Below are 16,677 nucleotides of genomic sequence, written 5' to 3' on the forward strand. Positions count from 1 at the left end.
AATCTTTGAGAAAAAAATTCAGAAAAAATAACAGCAATGAGATACATTTTCTTCCTCTTTACTTTCATCTTATCAGTTTCTAATTCTACATGTTACGCAGAAGTAAAGCTTCCACAAATTATTAGCGATGGGCTGGTACTGCAAAGAAATGCAGAAATTCCTGTATGGGGATGGGCAGATCCCAATGAAGAAATCACCCTGTCTTTCATGGGAAAGAACTACAAAACAACGGCATCCCAAGAGGGGAACTGGAATATTCGTCTCCCAAAAATGAAACCGGGTGGTCCCTACAAGATGGTAATTTCAGGTAAAAACCGTCTTGAGGTTAAGGATATACTTATTGGTGATGTTTGGCTTGCTGCAGGACAATCTAACATGGTACATCAAATGGATATACATGATGTCACTTATGAAAAGGAGATTGCTACCGCCAGTTATCCAGAAATAAGACACTTTAAAATACCTACGGCAACCGCTCTATCGGGGCCTCAACAAGATCTACCCGGTGGGGAATGGCAGAAAGCAGTGGGTGACGAAGTAAGACCGTTTTCTGCTGTTGCATATTTCTTCGCAAAAGAGATTTATAAAAAACATAAAATTCCAATTGGTCTTATAAACGCCAGTGTTGGTGGTACACCTATTGAAGCCTGGATACCTGAAGAAGGCTTTCAAAATTTTAATGAAATTTTGAAAATTATTAAAGAAAACAAGGATACAGCATTTGTGAATAAACAAATGAGAAACCGATCATCCTTTAATCAGAACTCCAGAGAATCATCTGACAAAGGTTTAACAGGGGAAATTCCATGGTATGATCCAGATTTCATCCCCAAAAACTGGCGAAGAATAAATATTCCGGGTTATTGGGAAGATCAGGGAGCCGGAGATCTTAACGGAGTGGTTTGGTACCGCAGAGAAATAGAAATGCCAGCATCTATGGCAGGTAAAGAAGCTACCGTTTTCCTTGGTCGAATTGTGGATGCCGATGAGCTATATATCAATGGAACAAATGTGGGTAATACCACCTATCAATATCCGCAAAGAAGATATGATGTCCCGGCCAATTTGCTTAAAGAAGGTAAGAACAGTTTTGTTATACGAGTAACCAATAACTCCGGTAAAGGTGGTTTTGTCCCAGACAAACCTTATTACATATTCACCGCTAATGACACTGTAGATCTTAAAGGTTACTGGAAGTACAAGGTTGGAGAAGTATTTGCTCCGGTAGATTACTCCTCTATTTCAAGAAGGGACAACGATGAGCCACGACCAAGAAGAATAAATCCTCAGAACGAACCTACTGCCTTATACAATGCCATGGTGGCTCCTTTCACAGAACTTCCTTTAAAAGGTATTTTGTGGTACCAGGGAGAGAGCAATTCAGGAAACCCAAAAATTTATGAGGATTATATGCATTCCCTCATTAATGGCTGGAGAGAAATTTTCCATTCGCCTAATATTCCATTTATCTATGCGCAGCTACCCAATTTTATGGATGTATCTTATTTGCCTTCCGAGAGCAATTGGGCTGAGCTAAGAGAATCCCAGCTAAAGGCGCTCTCTTCCCCAAATACTGCCATGACAGTAAATATAGATTTGGGAGAATGGAATGACATTCACCCCGATAATAAGAAAGACGTGGGCGTGCGAATGGCTCTTGCGGCACAAAAGCTTGCTTACGGAGAAGATATTGTCTACTCTGGCCCTATTTATAAAGATCATAAAATTAATGGAAACAAAGTAGTTATTTCATTTACTAATGTGGGTAGTGGTCTGAATACAAATGATGGTGAAGAATTAAGTGAATTCGCAATTGCTGGAGAGGATAAAAAATTTGTTTGGGCAAACGCAAAGATAGAAGGTAACAAAGTGATCGTATGGAGTGATGAAGTTCCCAATCCAAAGTACGTCCGTTACGCCTGGGCAAATAATCCTGACAATCCAAACCTGAAAAATAAGGAAGGACTGCCTGCATCGCCATTCAGGATTGAATAAGTAGTGTAGTGATGTAAGGCAAAATTAAATAAACCTTTATTAAGGGACCATGATGTAAAAATAAACACTGCAATGTGGTTTATAATGGTACGCACATAACCTGAAGAAGATTTACCACCACAGAAAAAGGCTGGTAAATCTTCTTTATCATAAGAGAAGTCTTTAAATTTAATACAATAAAAGCTATCTGAAAATATTAGGTCGTTACATTGGCTTTTTCTAAAAGCCTTTGATAAAGGTTTTCATACTGTGGAACGATATTTTGTATATCGAACTTCTGTGATTCACGGCGTGCATTTTCCTTGAACTCGTCCAGTTTATCTTCATCTGATAAAAGAGAAATTGCATCTTCTGACATTTTCTTTATATCACCAACATCATTTAAATATCCGGTTACACCATGTATATTTACTTCAGGCAAACCTCCGGTATTTGTCGAAATAACTGGAACACTATTCACCATGGCTTCTAAAGCTGCCAATCCAAAACTTTCTTTTTCTGAAGGCAGCAAAAATAAATCTGAAAAACAAAGGATTTTATCTATCTCATGACTCTCTCCCAGGAACATTACCTTATCCAGGATCCCTAGTTCTTTCACCATTTCTTCTGCTGTTTCTTTTTCAGGCCCTTCCCCCACCATCATAAGCCTGGATTTCACCTTCTTCTGAATTTCAAAGAAAATTTTAATCACATCGTCTATGCGTTTAACTTTTCTGAAGTTGCTAATGTGGGTAACGATCTTTTCATCTTCCAAAGCCATCATTTCACGCTGACAATCGGTAAACGTTTTCCGCTTATATTTAGTAACATCTATAAAGTTAGGAACTACTTGTATCTCTTTGGTAATTTCAAAGGACTTAAGAGTATCTTCTTTAAGACTTTGAGAAACCGAAGTTACCACATCACTATTATTAATACTGAATTTAACTGCAGGTTTGTAAAATGGATGCCTTCCTACCAGGGTAATATCGGTTCCGTGAAGCGTAGTGACCATAGGAATGAAAATACCTTCTTCCTCCAACATTTTTTTTGCCATGTATCCTGCATAAGCATGCGGAATTGCATAGTGAACATGCAAAAGTTCGATTTTATGGAGTTTTACCATATTTACGAGCTTGCTGCTTAGCGCCAGCTCATAAGGCTGATAATGAAACAACGGATATTCCGGTACGTGTACCTCATGAAACCTGACATTGCTGGAAAGCTGATCCAGTCTTACAGGTTGTTTGTAAGTGATAAAGTGTATCTCGTGTCCCCTTCGCGAAAGTGCAAGTCCCAGTTCTGTAGCGACTACTCCACTCCCACCAAATGTGGGGTAACAAACAATAGCAATTCTCATTGATTCTACTTTAATAAAGAGCTCTCTAAAAAGCCAGTTTTCGCTAAGTATTTTTCTTAATTAAAAATCTATAGCTTCGTATATCACTTCCTGTATTTTGGATCTGATATCCTCTCTTATCAGTTTCCGGTTATTGGAATCGGGATAAGTGCGATTGGACAAAAATACATATATTATTTCTTCCTCCGGGTCTGCCCATGCTAAAGTTCCTGTGAATCCGGTATGTCCAAAACTGGTTAAAGAAACACAACCACATGTAGGGCCAACATTACCCAGTTGTGGTTTGTCGAAACCCACTCCTCTTCTTACATTCTTTTCGCAATAATAACAGGTATTGAATTTTGAAATGGTTTCAGGTTCAAAGAATTTTTCTCCACCATAACTTCCTCCATTCATGTACATTTGCATGATTTTGGCTACGTCATTTGCATTACTAAACAAACCTGCATGGCCACCGATACCACCCTGCATAGCGGCTCCCTGGTCATGAACGTATCCGTGCACCTTTTGCGCCCTCCACAATTTGTCATTTTCTGTAGGTGCTATCTGGTCCAGTCCAAAACGAGTCGCAGGAAGATACCCTGTATAATTCGCTCCCAAAGGCCTGTAAAATCTTTCCTGGGTAAGACTATTTAAAGTCGTATTGTAGTAACTCTCCAGGTAGTACTTAAGGATGTAAAAAGGTAAATCACTGTACTTGTATTCCTTTTTCCTCTCAAGATCACTATCCCTTATAACGGCCAAAATAGTATCCTGAGCATCATTTCGAATATACATATCCCTGGCAACATGTGTATTAAATGCTTCGGAAGGAACCTTACTGTAGTACAAGTCTGAAGGTTTCCGTGTTGTTTTGTCCAGTGTCGAAATGTAAAAAGGTATCCATACTTTCAGACGGGCATAATGCATTAGCATATCCTGTAACCTGATATTTTCCTTATTGGAATTCTGAAAAACGGATAACATTTCTCCAAGCTTGGTGTCAAAACTTATAATTCCCTTCTCCTCCTGTTCCATCACCAAAGGTAAAGTAGCCAGAATCTTTGTTAAGGAAGCGAGATCGTAAACAGTAGTATCAGTTACCGGAAGCTCTTCTTCATACGTCTGATAACCAAAATTGCGATTATAAATTACTTTGCCTTTGCGCGCAATCAAAATTTGAGCTCCGGGAGTCATCTTCTTTTCTATTGCTTCACTAATAATCGAATCAATTTTCTTTAATTTATAGGAATTAATGCCTACTGTTTCCGGGACACCATAACTTAGCCGATTAAGTTCCTTGCTCCTAAGACCCGAGCCTTCAGGAAACTCGTCACCAATACTAACCGGCAGCTTTCCCCTGGCCTTTACAGCTCCAAACAGCATCTGTGCAACCTTTTGCTGTGCAATTTCATTATTCTGATAACCAACTACCACACCTTCCATATCTGTGAAAGTGGGAATATCCAATAAAGCATACGGCCTGGCAAAAACATTCAGCACCGTGCTGTTTCTTCTGGCAATTTCATAAAGCCAGCGTATTTCCCGGTTTGAAAATTTATAAGAAGTCCAGGGATTGTCATCCTCTTTATGAAAACCTATAATAACCCTATCATATTCTTCAAGTCTCTGGAGTAAACTTTCCAGGTTTACAGCACTTACCCAGTCCACTTTTGTATATTTTCTAAGCTGGGAAAGAAATGCACTGCCATCCCCATCTCCAAGGTTGACGTAAGCAAATTTCTTCTTTGCCAATTTTTTAAATGGCAAAAGCCCCATGTTGTTCTTTAGAACAGTAATGGAACTTTCTGTTAGTTTTTCAAAAAGTGCATCATCACGAACACTATGCAATTCAGAAACAAGAAATGCAGAATTTATGGGCTCATAGTCATTAAGTCCTACCTTATATTTTGCAAATAAAATTTTCTTAACCGAATGGCTTAATCGTTGCTCGCTTATAATTCCATCATTATAAGCTTCTGTTATTTTCTGAATTCCCTTCGGGACGTCTTCAGAAATTAGCAGAACATCGTTACCTGCAAGAAAAGCAGCCAAATCAATATCTCCTGGATTACTGAAGTTAGAAGCTCCTTTCATGTTCAACGCATCAGTAAAAATTAGTCCGTTGAAATTGAGCCCCTTCTTTAGGAGATCGGTAACCACAGTTTTACTTAATGAAGATGGAGTACCTTTTTCCTCTTCCAGAGAAGGCACATTGAGATGGGCAACCATTATACTGGAAAGTCCCTCCTCTATCAGCATTTTGTAAGGATACAATTCTACATTTTCAATCCTGCTTTTGGAAAAAGAAATAGTTGGTAAAGTTTTGTGAGAGTCGGAGTCTGTGTCTCCATGCCCGGGAAAATGCTTTGCACTAGAAAGTATCCCTTCGCGCTGCATACCTCTAATAAAAGCAAGGGATTTCGAAGTTACATTTTCCTTTTCTTCGCCAAAGGACCTGGTGCCGATAATTGGATTTTCCGGATTGGTATTAATGTCTACAACGGGTGCAAAATTTATATGTACCCCAAGCCGTTTGGAATGCCGGGAAATAGCGGCACCTGCTTCTTCAATTAAAGAATTTTCTTCGATTGCACCCAAAGTCATATTCCATGGCAGCGCAAAAGTAGAATCGAGCCGCATGGCCAATCCCCATTCTGCATCCATTCCCACCAGGAGTGGTACTTTAGAGGCTTTCTGAAATTCATTAGTAAGTTTGGCCTGTCTTAATGGTCCTCCTTTGGAAAATATAACACCACCAATATGTTGTTCTTCTATAAGCTTTTTTATTTTATCTGTTTTAGATTCAGGTGCATTGGAAAAAACATCTACCATAAAGAGCTGTCCAATCTTCTCCTCCAGGGACATTGAATTATAGATGCTATCCACCCACTCTTTTTGAGCAGGAAAGTCTTCACTTATCAGCGGATTCCTTTGTTGGGAAAATAAATTAGTAGCGAGAAAAAAGAAAAGTGAACCTAAAAATAATAAATTCGGGGCTACTTTAAGTTTCATTAATTTAAAAAGCGATTATGCCAACTATCAGATGCAGGAACTTCCCAGTCTGAAAGATATTCGGCTTTGTTATTTACAAGATTATTAAAAACAATGGTTTTTGGAGAAACAGCTTTCTCTTTTGCCATTTTCCTGAAATCAATCAGGGTCTTGTAAGCCACAAAATCACCTTGTTTGTAAGAAACATTCATTTTATCAAGAAGATCAACGCCATATTCTTTTTCCAGTTGCTGAATAAAATGAACCGAAGCGTCTATAGAGCATCCTGAAGCTGCATTTACTTCCTGGTCCAGCGCGAGTATAATGAAGCGTTTATATTTAATTTCAAAACCGGCTTTTAACTCAGCTCCATGAGCTGTCCATCTCTGGACAAAAAGTTCCAGTTTTTGAGTAATTTCCTGAAGTTCTTCTTCTGTAAAAGATCTATTGGATTGATAGATCCAAACACGGGCACTATCGGGTAAAGTATTAAAAGGTACTAACATTTTTAGTCTTAGATAAATTTATACAAAACTACTTTATTATGCTGTGCCTTCAAATATAGTACAGGAATTTAACTTTTAAATTGACGTGTTGACAATCATATTGTAACCGAAAATTGGCAAATTTGGCAACTCTCTAAAATATAAGGATTTAAAGAAAGATCCAGCTTTGGAAAAAGCTTTTTTAAAACATTTAGAAGAGTTAAAACAATAATATTTATATCTAAACCTTATACTTTTTTCTAAAAATTTATCCTAAAGGTTAATTCTGAAGATTATAACAGGAAATTAAGGTTGTAAGCTTCCCCTAATTAGAATTGCTAGATGATAAATTATTGTTTATTATGGCAATTCCCCTTCAGCTGAATTTTTGCATAAATAGTAATCGCATTGAAAATAGGAAGAACTCTTACTTGTTCATAAAAATCGTTTTTACTTTTAAAATTTGTCAATTAAGCCAAATTTTCCAAGGAAAAACCAAATGACTCTTTCTCGGCTATCTCTGAAAAAAGAATTCTTAGAAAATTGTCAGTAGTAAACGGAGGCCTGAAAATGCCAATTATCGATCTTTGGTAGATTCAGGATTATTTTTTTTAATTATTTGCTTTTCTTTTTAATACCTATAGGTTTTAAAAACCTTGCAGGAAGACGAAAATCCGTCAAATCCTAATCGGCCTGCTTTACAAATACCTTCATTTTAAAAGCAGCTTTGGGAGCTTCACAAACCGGACACGTATAATTATCTTCCAGCTCTTTAAATGCTGTTCCGGCGGGGATTCCCTGCGTCTCATCGCCATAAGCTTTGTCATAAACTGTAAGGCACTCCTGACATTGAAAAACCTCAGCTTCTACCACATCTTTTCTTGGGCCTTTTGCTTTTTCTTCTTCCTTTTTGTTTCCAAGCTGCTCAAAATACATCTGACTCAACTCCATGAGCAGGCTTGGCAATTCCACTTTATCTACATCCTGAACATGGGTGATATATTCACGTGTATTTGGATCAAAATCCCGTGCATAAAGCAGATTGAAGGTATCCCGAATGTCAAAATCGGATAAATCCTGCGGAGTTTTGTTCTTTTCTATTACTATGGAAGTGAAATAATAAACTCTTCTTGTATAATTGGCAATTCCAAACGTAAGCCCGTAAGTACTAATATCATTCTGATCAAAATTAGCCACGAGGTACTTTTTAAGTCTTAATGCTTCCTCATTGGCTACCGGTAAATGCCAGTTGAGTTCCAGCATAGAATGGCGCACATTAATCCCGAATTTCCCCAACAACTTCTCCCATTGTAGTTTTGTCTCTTCGGGAATTCCCTTTACAATAAAGGATTTCCAGGGTGTAATGCAAATTCTTCCGATTTTCGACTCGGCACAAAGGTCACACATCGCCTTCAGAAACTCCAGGTCGTATTTATTGTTTCTCCAATATAAGCCCAGCCAGTATTTTCCGGTTCCCGTGCGGTTCATCCCTTCATAATATGGGAAAGGATAAAACGGCACTTCCAGTGGCTTGTCTACTGTTCGGTTTTCTGTATCGACAGCATCGTTCACCAGTTCAAAAATCATTTCTATGGTTTCCGGCTCCTCCTGAAGAATATTCTCCACTGCCTGCCCAATTTTCCCAATATCCCAGCTGTAAATTAATGCAGGATACATTTCGACTTTTTCCCATTCCGGTAACCTGATGTACAAATACCAGTAATCTTCATGTTCTGAAGCAATAAAATTTAAATGTCCTGTAAACAACGGAACCAGTCTTTGCCTAGGCTCTGTAATATTAATTTTCAATAACGGATCAAATCTAATTTGTTCCAGAATGTACAGGTAACGATCCCCGGTGAGCCACGGCGTAGTGGGGAAAATATTTGTTGAAACATAGGAAGAAACAATGTTCTCTATAGTGTCTGAATTCGGCTTTACGATGGATAAGTTATCAAATTTCTCCAGGTTTGTCTCGTCTGTCGCTTCCGGAAGCAAAATATCCTGCCGGGAACCAAAAGAGATGGTTTTAAGTCCGGCACCTTCAGCAGTTTCTGCTATGGTTTTTAATTCCGCAGGTGAAAGTACACCGCCCTTTACAATTATTCTTGAAAGATTTTTTCTCATGCCAGTTCTTTTGATGTGTTCAGTATTTCACGGACTTCGGTTTTACAACTTCCGCAGCCAAGACCCGCCCCGGTTTGTTTACAAAGTTCTTCGAAGTTGGTACAACCTTTACTTATAGCTTCCTCAAGATTACCGGCACCTACCTGGCTACAGGAACAAACGAGTCTTCCTAAAACAGGCTTCTCGTTACCGGCACCACGCAGGAGTTTGTCCCGCTTATCTGATAATTCTATCTTGCTTTCTATAAGGTTCTTAAATTCGGCGAATTCGTCTTTATTTCCCATTAACACAGCACCAATAAGAAGATCGTCCTTTACAATGCATTTTTTATAATAACGCTTCCTGACATCGGTAAAGACAATTTCTTCATAACTGTCGTCATTTTCAGGAATATTGATATCGCCAATGCTGCAAACGTCCAGATCATTAAATTTCAGGATATTCATTAAAACTGAACCTTTGTAGGTACTACTAATATCACCGGCCATGAAATTTGCAAGGATAGCCGCCTGCTCCTCTGCCGCAGATGTTATTCCGAATAATTTATTTTCAAACTCGGCAATTTCTCCCAAAGCAAAAATATCGGCATTGGAAGACTGCATATGCTGGTTCACCTTCACACCGCGGCCACAAACGATACCGCTTTCTTTGGCAATTTCTATATTTGGTCGCGTACCAATTGCGTATACAATGGAATGTGCAGTGATTATTTTACCACTTTTTAGAGTAACATTCAGCTCCCTGGTATCTTCATCATCAAAAACAGTACTTACTTCGTTATCGAAATAAATCTGAATACCACGCTCGGTAACATCCTGTGCCAGCAGTTTGCTGGAAGTAGGATCCAGCTGCCGCTCCATTAATCTCGACGAACGCTGAACAATAGTTATTTTAAGATTTTTGTGTTTTAAAGCCGCGGCAAGTTCCAGACCTAAAAGTCCGCCGCCAACGATCACGACATGTTGCTGCTCCGGCGGAAGTTTTGTCGCTTCCATATAAGCTTTAAAGCTATCGGCATCTTCTTTACTTCGCATCGTAAACCTTCCCGGAAGTTGCAGTTGTGCGTCTTTTGGAGTAAACGCGCGGCTACCTGTGGCCAGGATCAGTTTGTCGAAAGTATGCGAATTTCCCTTATTATCGACCACCTGCTTTTCTTCGGGATCAATTTTAGTGATATAGGTTTCTGCATGCAGGTTTATTCTTAGCTTTTGCAGTTCCTTCTCCTTGATTTTTAAAAGCTGTTCCCAGGTAAGTTCTTCAGTAATATACTCCGGAAGTAAAACCCGGTTATAAAAAGGATGTGCTTCTTTGGAAAAAACGTGCAACTCGTCTTCCCCGTTATGCTCCCTGTAATTCTGAATAAACCTAAAAGAGGCCGCCCCTGCTCCTATTACCAGTATTTTCTCCTTTGTTTTTCTAAATCTTGAAACTGAAACCGCGGTATACTTAAAATCGGGTTCCTTCGAAATAGGATCTACTTTGGTGTGGGTTAAATTATTGGCACGATTAAGATCATTCTTCAATTTTTTCCCCCAGTGCATCGGAAGAAACACCACTCCTTCCCGTACATTTTCGCTAACCTTTGCACGGACTCTTACTGTACCGTTCGGACTTTTAATTTCAGTAACGTCACCATCTTTTATATGATTCAGATACGCATCAACGAGATTCATTTCCAGGATAGGATCCGGATAATGAGTTTTGAGTCGGGCTACTTTTCCCGTACGCGTCATCGTATGCCATTGATCACGGATTCTTCCGGTAGTTAAGATCAGCGGATATTCTTCATTTGGCTTCGCAGAAGTATTCTCCACACTTTCAGGAACATTGAAAATTGCCTTTTTTGAGGGTGTATAAAATTGTTTATCTTCAAATAACCGCGGAGTTCCCGGATGGCGATATTCTGGAACAGGCCACTGGAAAGTGCCTTCGTTTTTGAGCCTGTCATAATTAAGGTACGAGATATCGATCTTTGTACCCTTCGTCATAGCAGCATATTCCTTATAGATTTCTTCGGTACTGTTATAATTGAATCCGCGGAAGCCCATTTTCTTCGCAAAATCACACAAAATTTCAACATCTGGCCTGGCTTCGCCGGGAGGATGAATTTCTTTGTTCAGATAAGAAATCCTTCTTTCTGAATTGGTCATTGTACCTTCTTTTTCCAGCCATCCAGCTGCCGGAAGCACCAGATCTGCATAAGAAACAGTGTCAGATTTATGAGAAATATCCTGAACTACCACAAATTTGGCATTTTTAAGGGCCCGCTCTGCCTGCCTTGCGTTGGGCATACTCACCACCGGATTGGTACAGATAATCCAAACCGCTTTCAGTTTTCCTTCTTCCAGCGCATCAAACATTTCTGTAGCTGTATATCCCGGTTTAGCAGAAATTTCTTCCACGCCCCAGTATTGCGCCACTTCTTTTCTGTGCTCTTCGTTAGCAAGATCTTTATGCACCGCCAACAGGTTCGCCATTCCTCCTACTTCCCGTCCTCCCATTGCATTTGGCTGCCCGGTTAATGAGAAAGGACCTGAACCAGGCTTACCTACATGGCCGGTAACCAAGCTAAGATTCAGTAAAGAGAAATTTTTATCAGAACCAACTGCACTTTGATTAAGGCCCATAGCCCACATACTTATAAAGCCTTTGGAACGGCCAATGATAGTTGCTGCTTTCTTAATGTCGCCAGCAGGAACTCCGCATAATTTTGCCGACTGATTTAAAGATAAGGACATGACCTTGTCCCTGTATTCCTTAAAACCCTCAGTATGCTTCTTTACGAAATTTTTGTCTACATATCCTCTTTTTATCAGTTGCCGGCCAATTGCATGATACAGAATAACATCGGTTCCCGGAATTAACTGAAGGTGCAGGTCTGCAAAATTTGCGGAATCGGTTTTCCGTGGATCTGCAACGATAATTTTCACATCCGGATTCTCCTCTTTATGCTTTTCTAACCTCCTGAAAAGAATAGGATGACACCAGGCGGGATTTGCGCCGGCAATAAGAAAACAATCTGCCAACTCAATATCTTCATAACTTACGGGAACAGAATCTTCGCCGAAAGTTTTTTTGTAGCCCACCACGGCAGAACTCATACATAGCCGCGAATTGGTATCGATATTGTTTGTTCCCAGGAATCCTTTGGTAAGTTTGTTGGCGATATAATATTCTTCAGTAAGGCACTGCCCGGAAACGTAAATCCCCACGCTGTCCGGCCCATGCTTTCGTATAATAGATTTAAAAACACCTGCAGCCCTTTCCATAGCATCGTCCCAGCTTACACGTTCACGTGGATGAGACCTGCTCCAGCGCATTTCGGGATATAAAATCCTGTCTGAAGTATCGTTAACAACATAATCCAGATTCATTCCTTTTGAACAAAGCATACCCTTGTTCACAGGGTGATTTTTATCTCCCTCCACTTCTATGCGGTTTCGTGCGTCTTTTTTTACAACAACACCACATCCTACTCCGCAATATGAACATGTACTTTTTACTTCCTTTTCGAGCATGTGCCGAATATTTTTCAATTTAAGCTCTTCTAAAGACATTACTTTTTCAAATAATTGTTCCTTCAGAAAAGCTTTTACTATTTAAATTTTCAGAGTTTAAAATTAAGCATTTGCAGGTGCAGTATTATCATAAGATTCCTGAAGTTCTTCCTGTGCAATTTTTTCATCTTTCACTGAAAATCGAATACCAAGTGCCACAATTCCTGTAGTGACGACTATTAACCCAATTAACAGATAACCTTCGGAAACCGCCTGGGATGCAGCTGCAGCCTGTGCAGATCGTATTGCTTCTTCGCCGAGCCCTTCGGTAGCTGCAATTGCTGCCCTTTCTGAAGCAGCCGATTTAAATTTTAACAACATCGCAGCAAGGAAAGCACCTACATTCCCTCCTGCTCCAACAATTCCCGAAATAGATCCAATTGCTTTTTTATTGATAAAAGGTACAACAGAAAACGTAGCACCCTCTGCCATTTGTACAGAAAGACTAAATAAGATTAAGAATCCGAAAGCAAGATATATTGTTGAAATACTGGAAAAGGATGCCAGCATTACCCCCTGGACCACCATTATAAAAGATAAGAATACCACTCTTCCTTTTAATCCTCTCGATTTTCCAAACCTGTCCCCGAAGAAACCTCCAAGGGTACGTGCAAAAATGTTCATTAAAGCAAAAGAAAGAACGATGTTACCGGCGGTAATTCTTTCAAGCTGAAAGGTGTTTTGCAAATAATCATCCATTGTTCCATAAACCGTAAGTTCTATCCCAAAACAGGCTGCGTATACTACAAAGAGAATCCAAACCCTGTAATCTTTTATAGCTGTAAGAAACCCTTCCTGGTCTTTTTTAATTTTTGGAACATCACCGGTTTCAGCAAGATCCTTAAAATTTCCTTCAGGAGTATCCTGAGTAAAGAAATAATAAACAACACCCATTGTAAAACATAAAATTCCGGCGACGATTAAAGAATATCTCCATGCTTCTGTTTCAGCAGCACCCAAACCAATAACGATAGCGGCTATAATTGGCATTCCCAGTCTGTTTGCTCCACCACCAAGATTTCCCCAACCTGCAGAAGTTGCATTGGCCGTTCCCACAACGTTTGTGGAAAACATCAAGGAAGTATGCACCTGTGTAATTACAAAAGACGCTCCTATAAATCCTGTTAATAACCGACAAATGAGAAACTGAAAAGGTGTTTGCACAAATCCCGTAAGGATAACCGGAATTGCCCCCAGAACCAAAAGCCAGGTATAACAAAGCCTTGGACCATATTTGTCGCAAAGTTTACCTATTAATAATCGGGAAAATACAGTTCCCGTTACCGCAAGAACTACGGAATTCCACTTTTGTCCAGGAGTCATTCCCAGGTCCCTCACCACATCTGGCATAAATGGGACTACCCCAAACCATGCAAAGAAACATAGAAAGAATGCCAGTGAAGTAATCCAGAAGGTACGAATTGGCACACTTTGGATATTTCGTAAATCGAATTTTGTTGCTTTTGTTGAAGTTGAATTTTTCATGACGTAAGATTTATAAATGCTAAATTAAGTAATTATACTTAATTTATACTTATAAAAATACGTATTTATTGAAAAAATATGTACTCAGTAATTTATTCCATATTTTTCTATAATTCTCTAAAACAAGATTCTAAAAATTATTAAGAAAGTAAAATTTTCTTAGCCAGGACATCTTATTATTTCTACACAAGATCATATTCCCTGGCCTTATTCGTAAGTTCAATTAGATTTTTCACATCTAACTTTTTCATCAGGTTAAAACGATGTACCTCAGCAGTTCTTTTACTTATATTAAGCTCCTCTCCTATCTCCTTATTACTTTTTCCCTCCATCACAAGGGTGAGTATCTGGGTTTCTCTTTTTGTAAGGTTAAAAGGATCTTCAACTGTTTTGTTAGACTTTTGAGTTGAAGCTGCTTTTCCATTGGAAAAATTATTAACCAGGATCGAAGAAATATCTCCGGAAAAATACTTACCTCCTTCGGCTACTCTGTGCAGGGCTTTCAAAAATTCATCTTTACTTGCTCCTTTTAACAGGTAACCATCTGCACCTACCTGTACAGATTGCAAAACATATTCTTCTGAATCGTGCATTGAAAGAACAAGAGTTTTTAGCGGTAAGTTGTCTTCTCTTATCTTCTTTACCACCTCTATTCCGTTTAAGCCAGGCATACGTATATCTACAACCAAAACATCAGGTTCAGATTTTTTTACAACTTCCAGGGCCTCCAGTCCGTCTGTAGCTTCATCCACTATATCGATATCTGCTTCGTCTTCCAGTAAGGCTTTTATTCCATCTCTTACCAGTACATGATCATCGGCGAGAACTATACGTATTTTGCTCATTTTTGATTTTTTTTACAAGTCTAAATTAATGAATTTCTAGTAAAGAGGAGTTATTTTGATATTGGAACGTTCAAGGTGATTTTCGTGCCCTTACCTACTTCTGAAGTCACGAAAAGACGTCCCTGGATATACTTTATTCGCTCTTTCATAAACGTCATTCCCATACCACCGGAATCTGCTCTGTCAGATTTAGTTTCCTGTTTTTCAAAGCCTTTTCCATTGTCATCTATGGTTACACTTAAAATAGTATTGCTGTGGGAAACAGAAACGATAATATGCGTTGAATCTGCATACTTTATGGCATTATTAATTGCTTCCTGTGTAATCCTGTAAATATTTATTTCTGCCAGGGAATCCAGACGCTGATTAAAACCTGTTTTATCGTACAGGATAATATTTTTTCCCGTTAGTCTGGAAAGTTCCTGTGTAAGTTTGGTTAAGGCAGGAACAATTCCGTAATCTGATAATTCCGGGGGCATAAGGTTAAAAGTAGCTGTTCGCACTCCTTTTATAATTTCCCCAGTCAACTGTTTTAAATTTTCAATCTTCTTAGCTGCCTTTTCTGTTTGTTTAACATCAATACTCTCAAGGTTAAAATTTAAGCCGGTAAGCATTTGCCCAATTCCGTCATGTATATCTTTGGCAATACGATTTTGCTCATTTTCCTGGTTTTCAATAATCTTACTGGAAACCAGTTTCTGCTGATTTATTTTTTCCTGAAATCTCTTTTGCCTTAAATCTTCAATCTCTATCTGTGCTTCCTTACGCGTGGTAATATCTGAAGCGATCACTAAAATTTCCCAATTATCGGCAGTAGCACTAAATGGTATCAGTGCCATTTCCAGCCAGACCGTTCTGCCGTCTTCTGTAGTTGCTTTTACTTCTCCCTGCCATTCTTTTCTGAAGTTTTCTTCCAGCAGGTGCTCTATATGCTTTCTCTCTTCCTCTTTAGCCGATAGTAAATCTGAGAACTTATTATATTCTCCGTATTTTCTTAATTTGAAAAGTCTCGAGAACTTTTCTCCCATTTCCAGAATATTACCGTTTACATCCAACCTCGCAAAAAGCAAGGTTTGATTCATTGCCTGGTTTAAAACACGTAATTCCTTTACAGATTTTTCCTTGGCACGGCTTAACTCATCAGCATCTTTTGCCATTTTTTTGGCATCTTTTTCCGCCTTAAGCAATTTGTGAATGGTTCCCCTCACCCCCTTTGCAGCTGGAAGAAATATAAAAAGCAGTTCACTTAAAAGTATAAGGAGCGTAATGGCCATTAAGAGCCATTCCAGATTTTGCAGTCTCCGAACTTTTTCCCCGGCCTCTTCTTCAAACTGATTTACAATTTGGTCCATCACGTGAAGAAATCCGGCTTCATTTTTTGCAACTGTAGCAATTTCATCACGCATATCTTCCGCAGAAGTCTGCGGATTCTCTTCAAGTTGCCGTATAATAGCTTCAGAAGCATTGGTGATTTCTACAAAGTAAGGATCTACTTCCCGAAACATTGCTGTGATTTCTGCACTATTATTTCCCGGAAGTTCCAAACTGTCATTTCCCTCCCTCAATGCCCGATGGGAAAATTGCCATATTTCCAGAGTAGCCTTAATACTGTCTTTTATATTTATTTTCCCGTCCTGCTTAAATGTAACTAAAAGCTTAAGAGTTTCTTTAGACAGTTTCTGGCTCAACATCCTTTGCCGACCCGCAATATTCACAACCGTGGAATCGTTTTCCTGGTCATTAAGATATCTATGAATAAGAATTTGGCTTACAATTACCGAAAAAGCAATTGCACTTAAGGCAAGAATGTAAAGTCTGCTTAACTTTTTAAAAGTTTTTTGATCTAGGGAAAATCCTTCACCTGGCATGGA

At 39.0% G+C, this 16,677-nt stretch carries 9 protein-coding genes; 1 reads left to right on the forward strand and 8 read right to left on the reverse strand.

The window, feature by feature from the left end:
• The first annotated feature begins 36 nt into the window (after positions 1-36).
• The gene (locus tag RM541_RS08925; protein WP_311499814.1) at positions 37-1,995 is read left to right on the forward strand and encodes a sialate O-acetylesterase; all 1,959 of its coding nucleotides are present in this window, start codon (positions 37-39) and stop codon (positions 1,993-1,995) included.
• A 196-nt stretch (positions 1,996-2,191) separates the two neighbouring features.
• Here RM541_RS08925 and bshA read toward each other — a convergent pair whose 3' ends face one another.
• From bshA to RM541_RS08965, 8 genes are all read right to left on the reverse strand, one after another.
• A complete protein-coding gene (bshA, locus tag RM541_RS08930) occupies positions 2,192-3,334 on the reverse strand; it encodes an N-acetyl-alpha-D-glucosaminyl L-malate synthase BshA (protein ID WP_311499815.1) in 1,143 nt (380 codons plus the stop codon).
• 60 nt (positions 3,335-3,394) lie between these two features.
• A complete protein-coding gene (locus RM541_RS08935) occupies positions 3,395-6,328 on the reverse strand; it encodes a serine hydrolase domain-containing protein (protein WP_311499816.1) in 2,934 nt (977 codons plus the stop codon).
• Entirely contained in the window at positions 6,328-6,813 is a 486-nt protein-coding gene (locus RM541_RS08940) for an ABC transporter ATPase (RefSeq protein ID WP_311499817.1), read from the reverse strand. Before RM541_RS08940 ends, RM541_RS08935 begins: the two co-directional genes overlap by 1 nt.
• Positions 6,814-7,476: 663 nt before the next feature.
• Positions 7,477-8,919, reverse strand: coding sequence for a rubredoxin (locus RM541_RS08945; protein WP_311499818.1), 1,443 nt, complete (start codon positions 8,917-8,919; stop codon positions 7,477-7,479).
• Complete coding sequence (locus RM541_RS08950; protein WP_311499819.1) at positions 8,916-12,437, reverse strand: molybdopterin-dependent oxidoreductase; 3,522 nt, start codon at positions 12,435-12,437, stop codon at positions 8,916-8,918. The genes RM541_RS08945 and RM541_RS08950 overlap by 4 nt, the downstream gene beginning before the upstream one ends.
• A 102-nt stretch (positions 12,438-12,539) precedes the next feature.
• Positions 12,540-13,961 (reverse strand): MFS transporter, encoded by a 1,422-nt coding sequence (locus RM541_RS08955; RefSeq protein ID WP_311499820.1) that lies wholly within the window; start codon positions 13,959-13,961, stop codon positions 12,540-12,542.
• A 182-nt stretch (positions 13,962-14,143) separates the two neighbouring features.
• Positions 14,144-14,806 carry a response regulator transcription factor gene (locus RM541_RS08960; protein WP_311499821.1) on the reverse strand — a complete coding sequence of 221 codons (663 nt, stop codon included), beginning with the start codon at positions 14,804-14,806 and terminating at the stop codon, positions 14,144-14,146.
• A gap of 50 nt (positions 14,807-14,856) precedes the next feature.
• Positions 14,857-16,674, reverse strand: a complete 1,818-nt coding sequence (locus RM541_RS08965; protein WP_311499822.1) for a sensor histidine kinase — start codon at positions 16,672-16,674, stop codon at positions 14,857-14,859.
• Positions 16,675-16,677: the final 3 nt, after the last annotated feature.

Source organism: Autumnicola psychrophila, assembly GCF_031846645.1.
GTDB classification, from domain to species: Bacteria; Bacteroidota; Bacteroidia; order Flavobacteriales; family Flavobacteriaceae; genus Autumnicola; species Autumnicola psychrophila.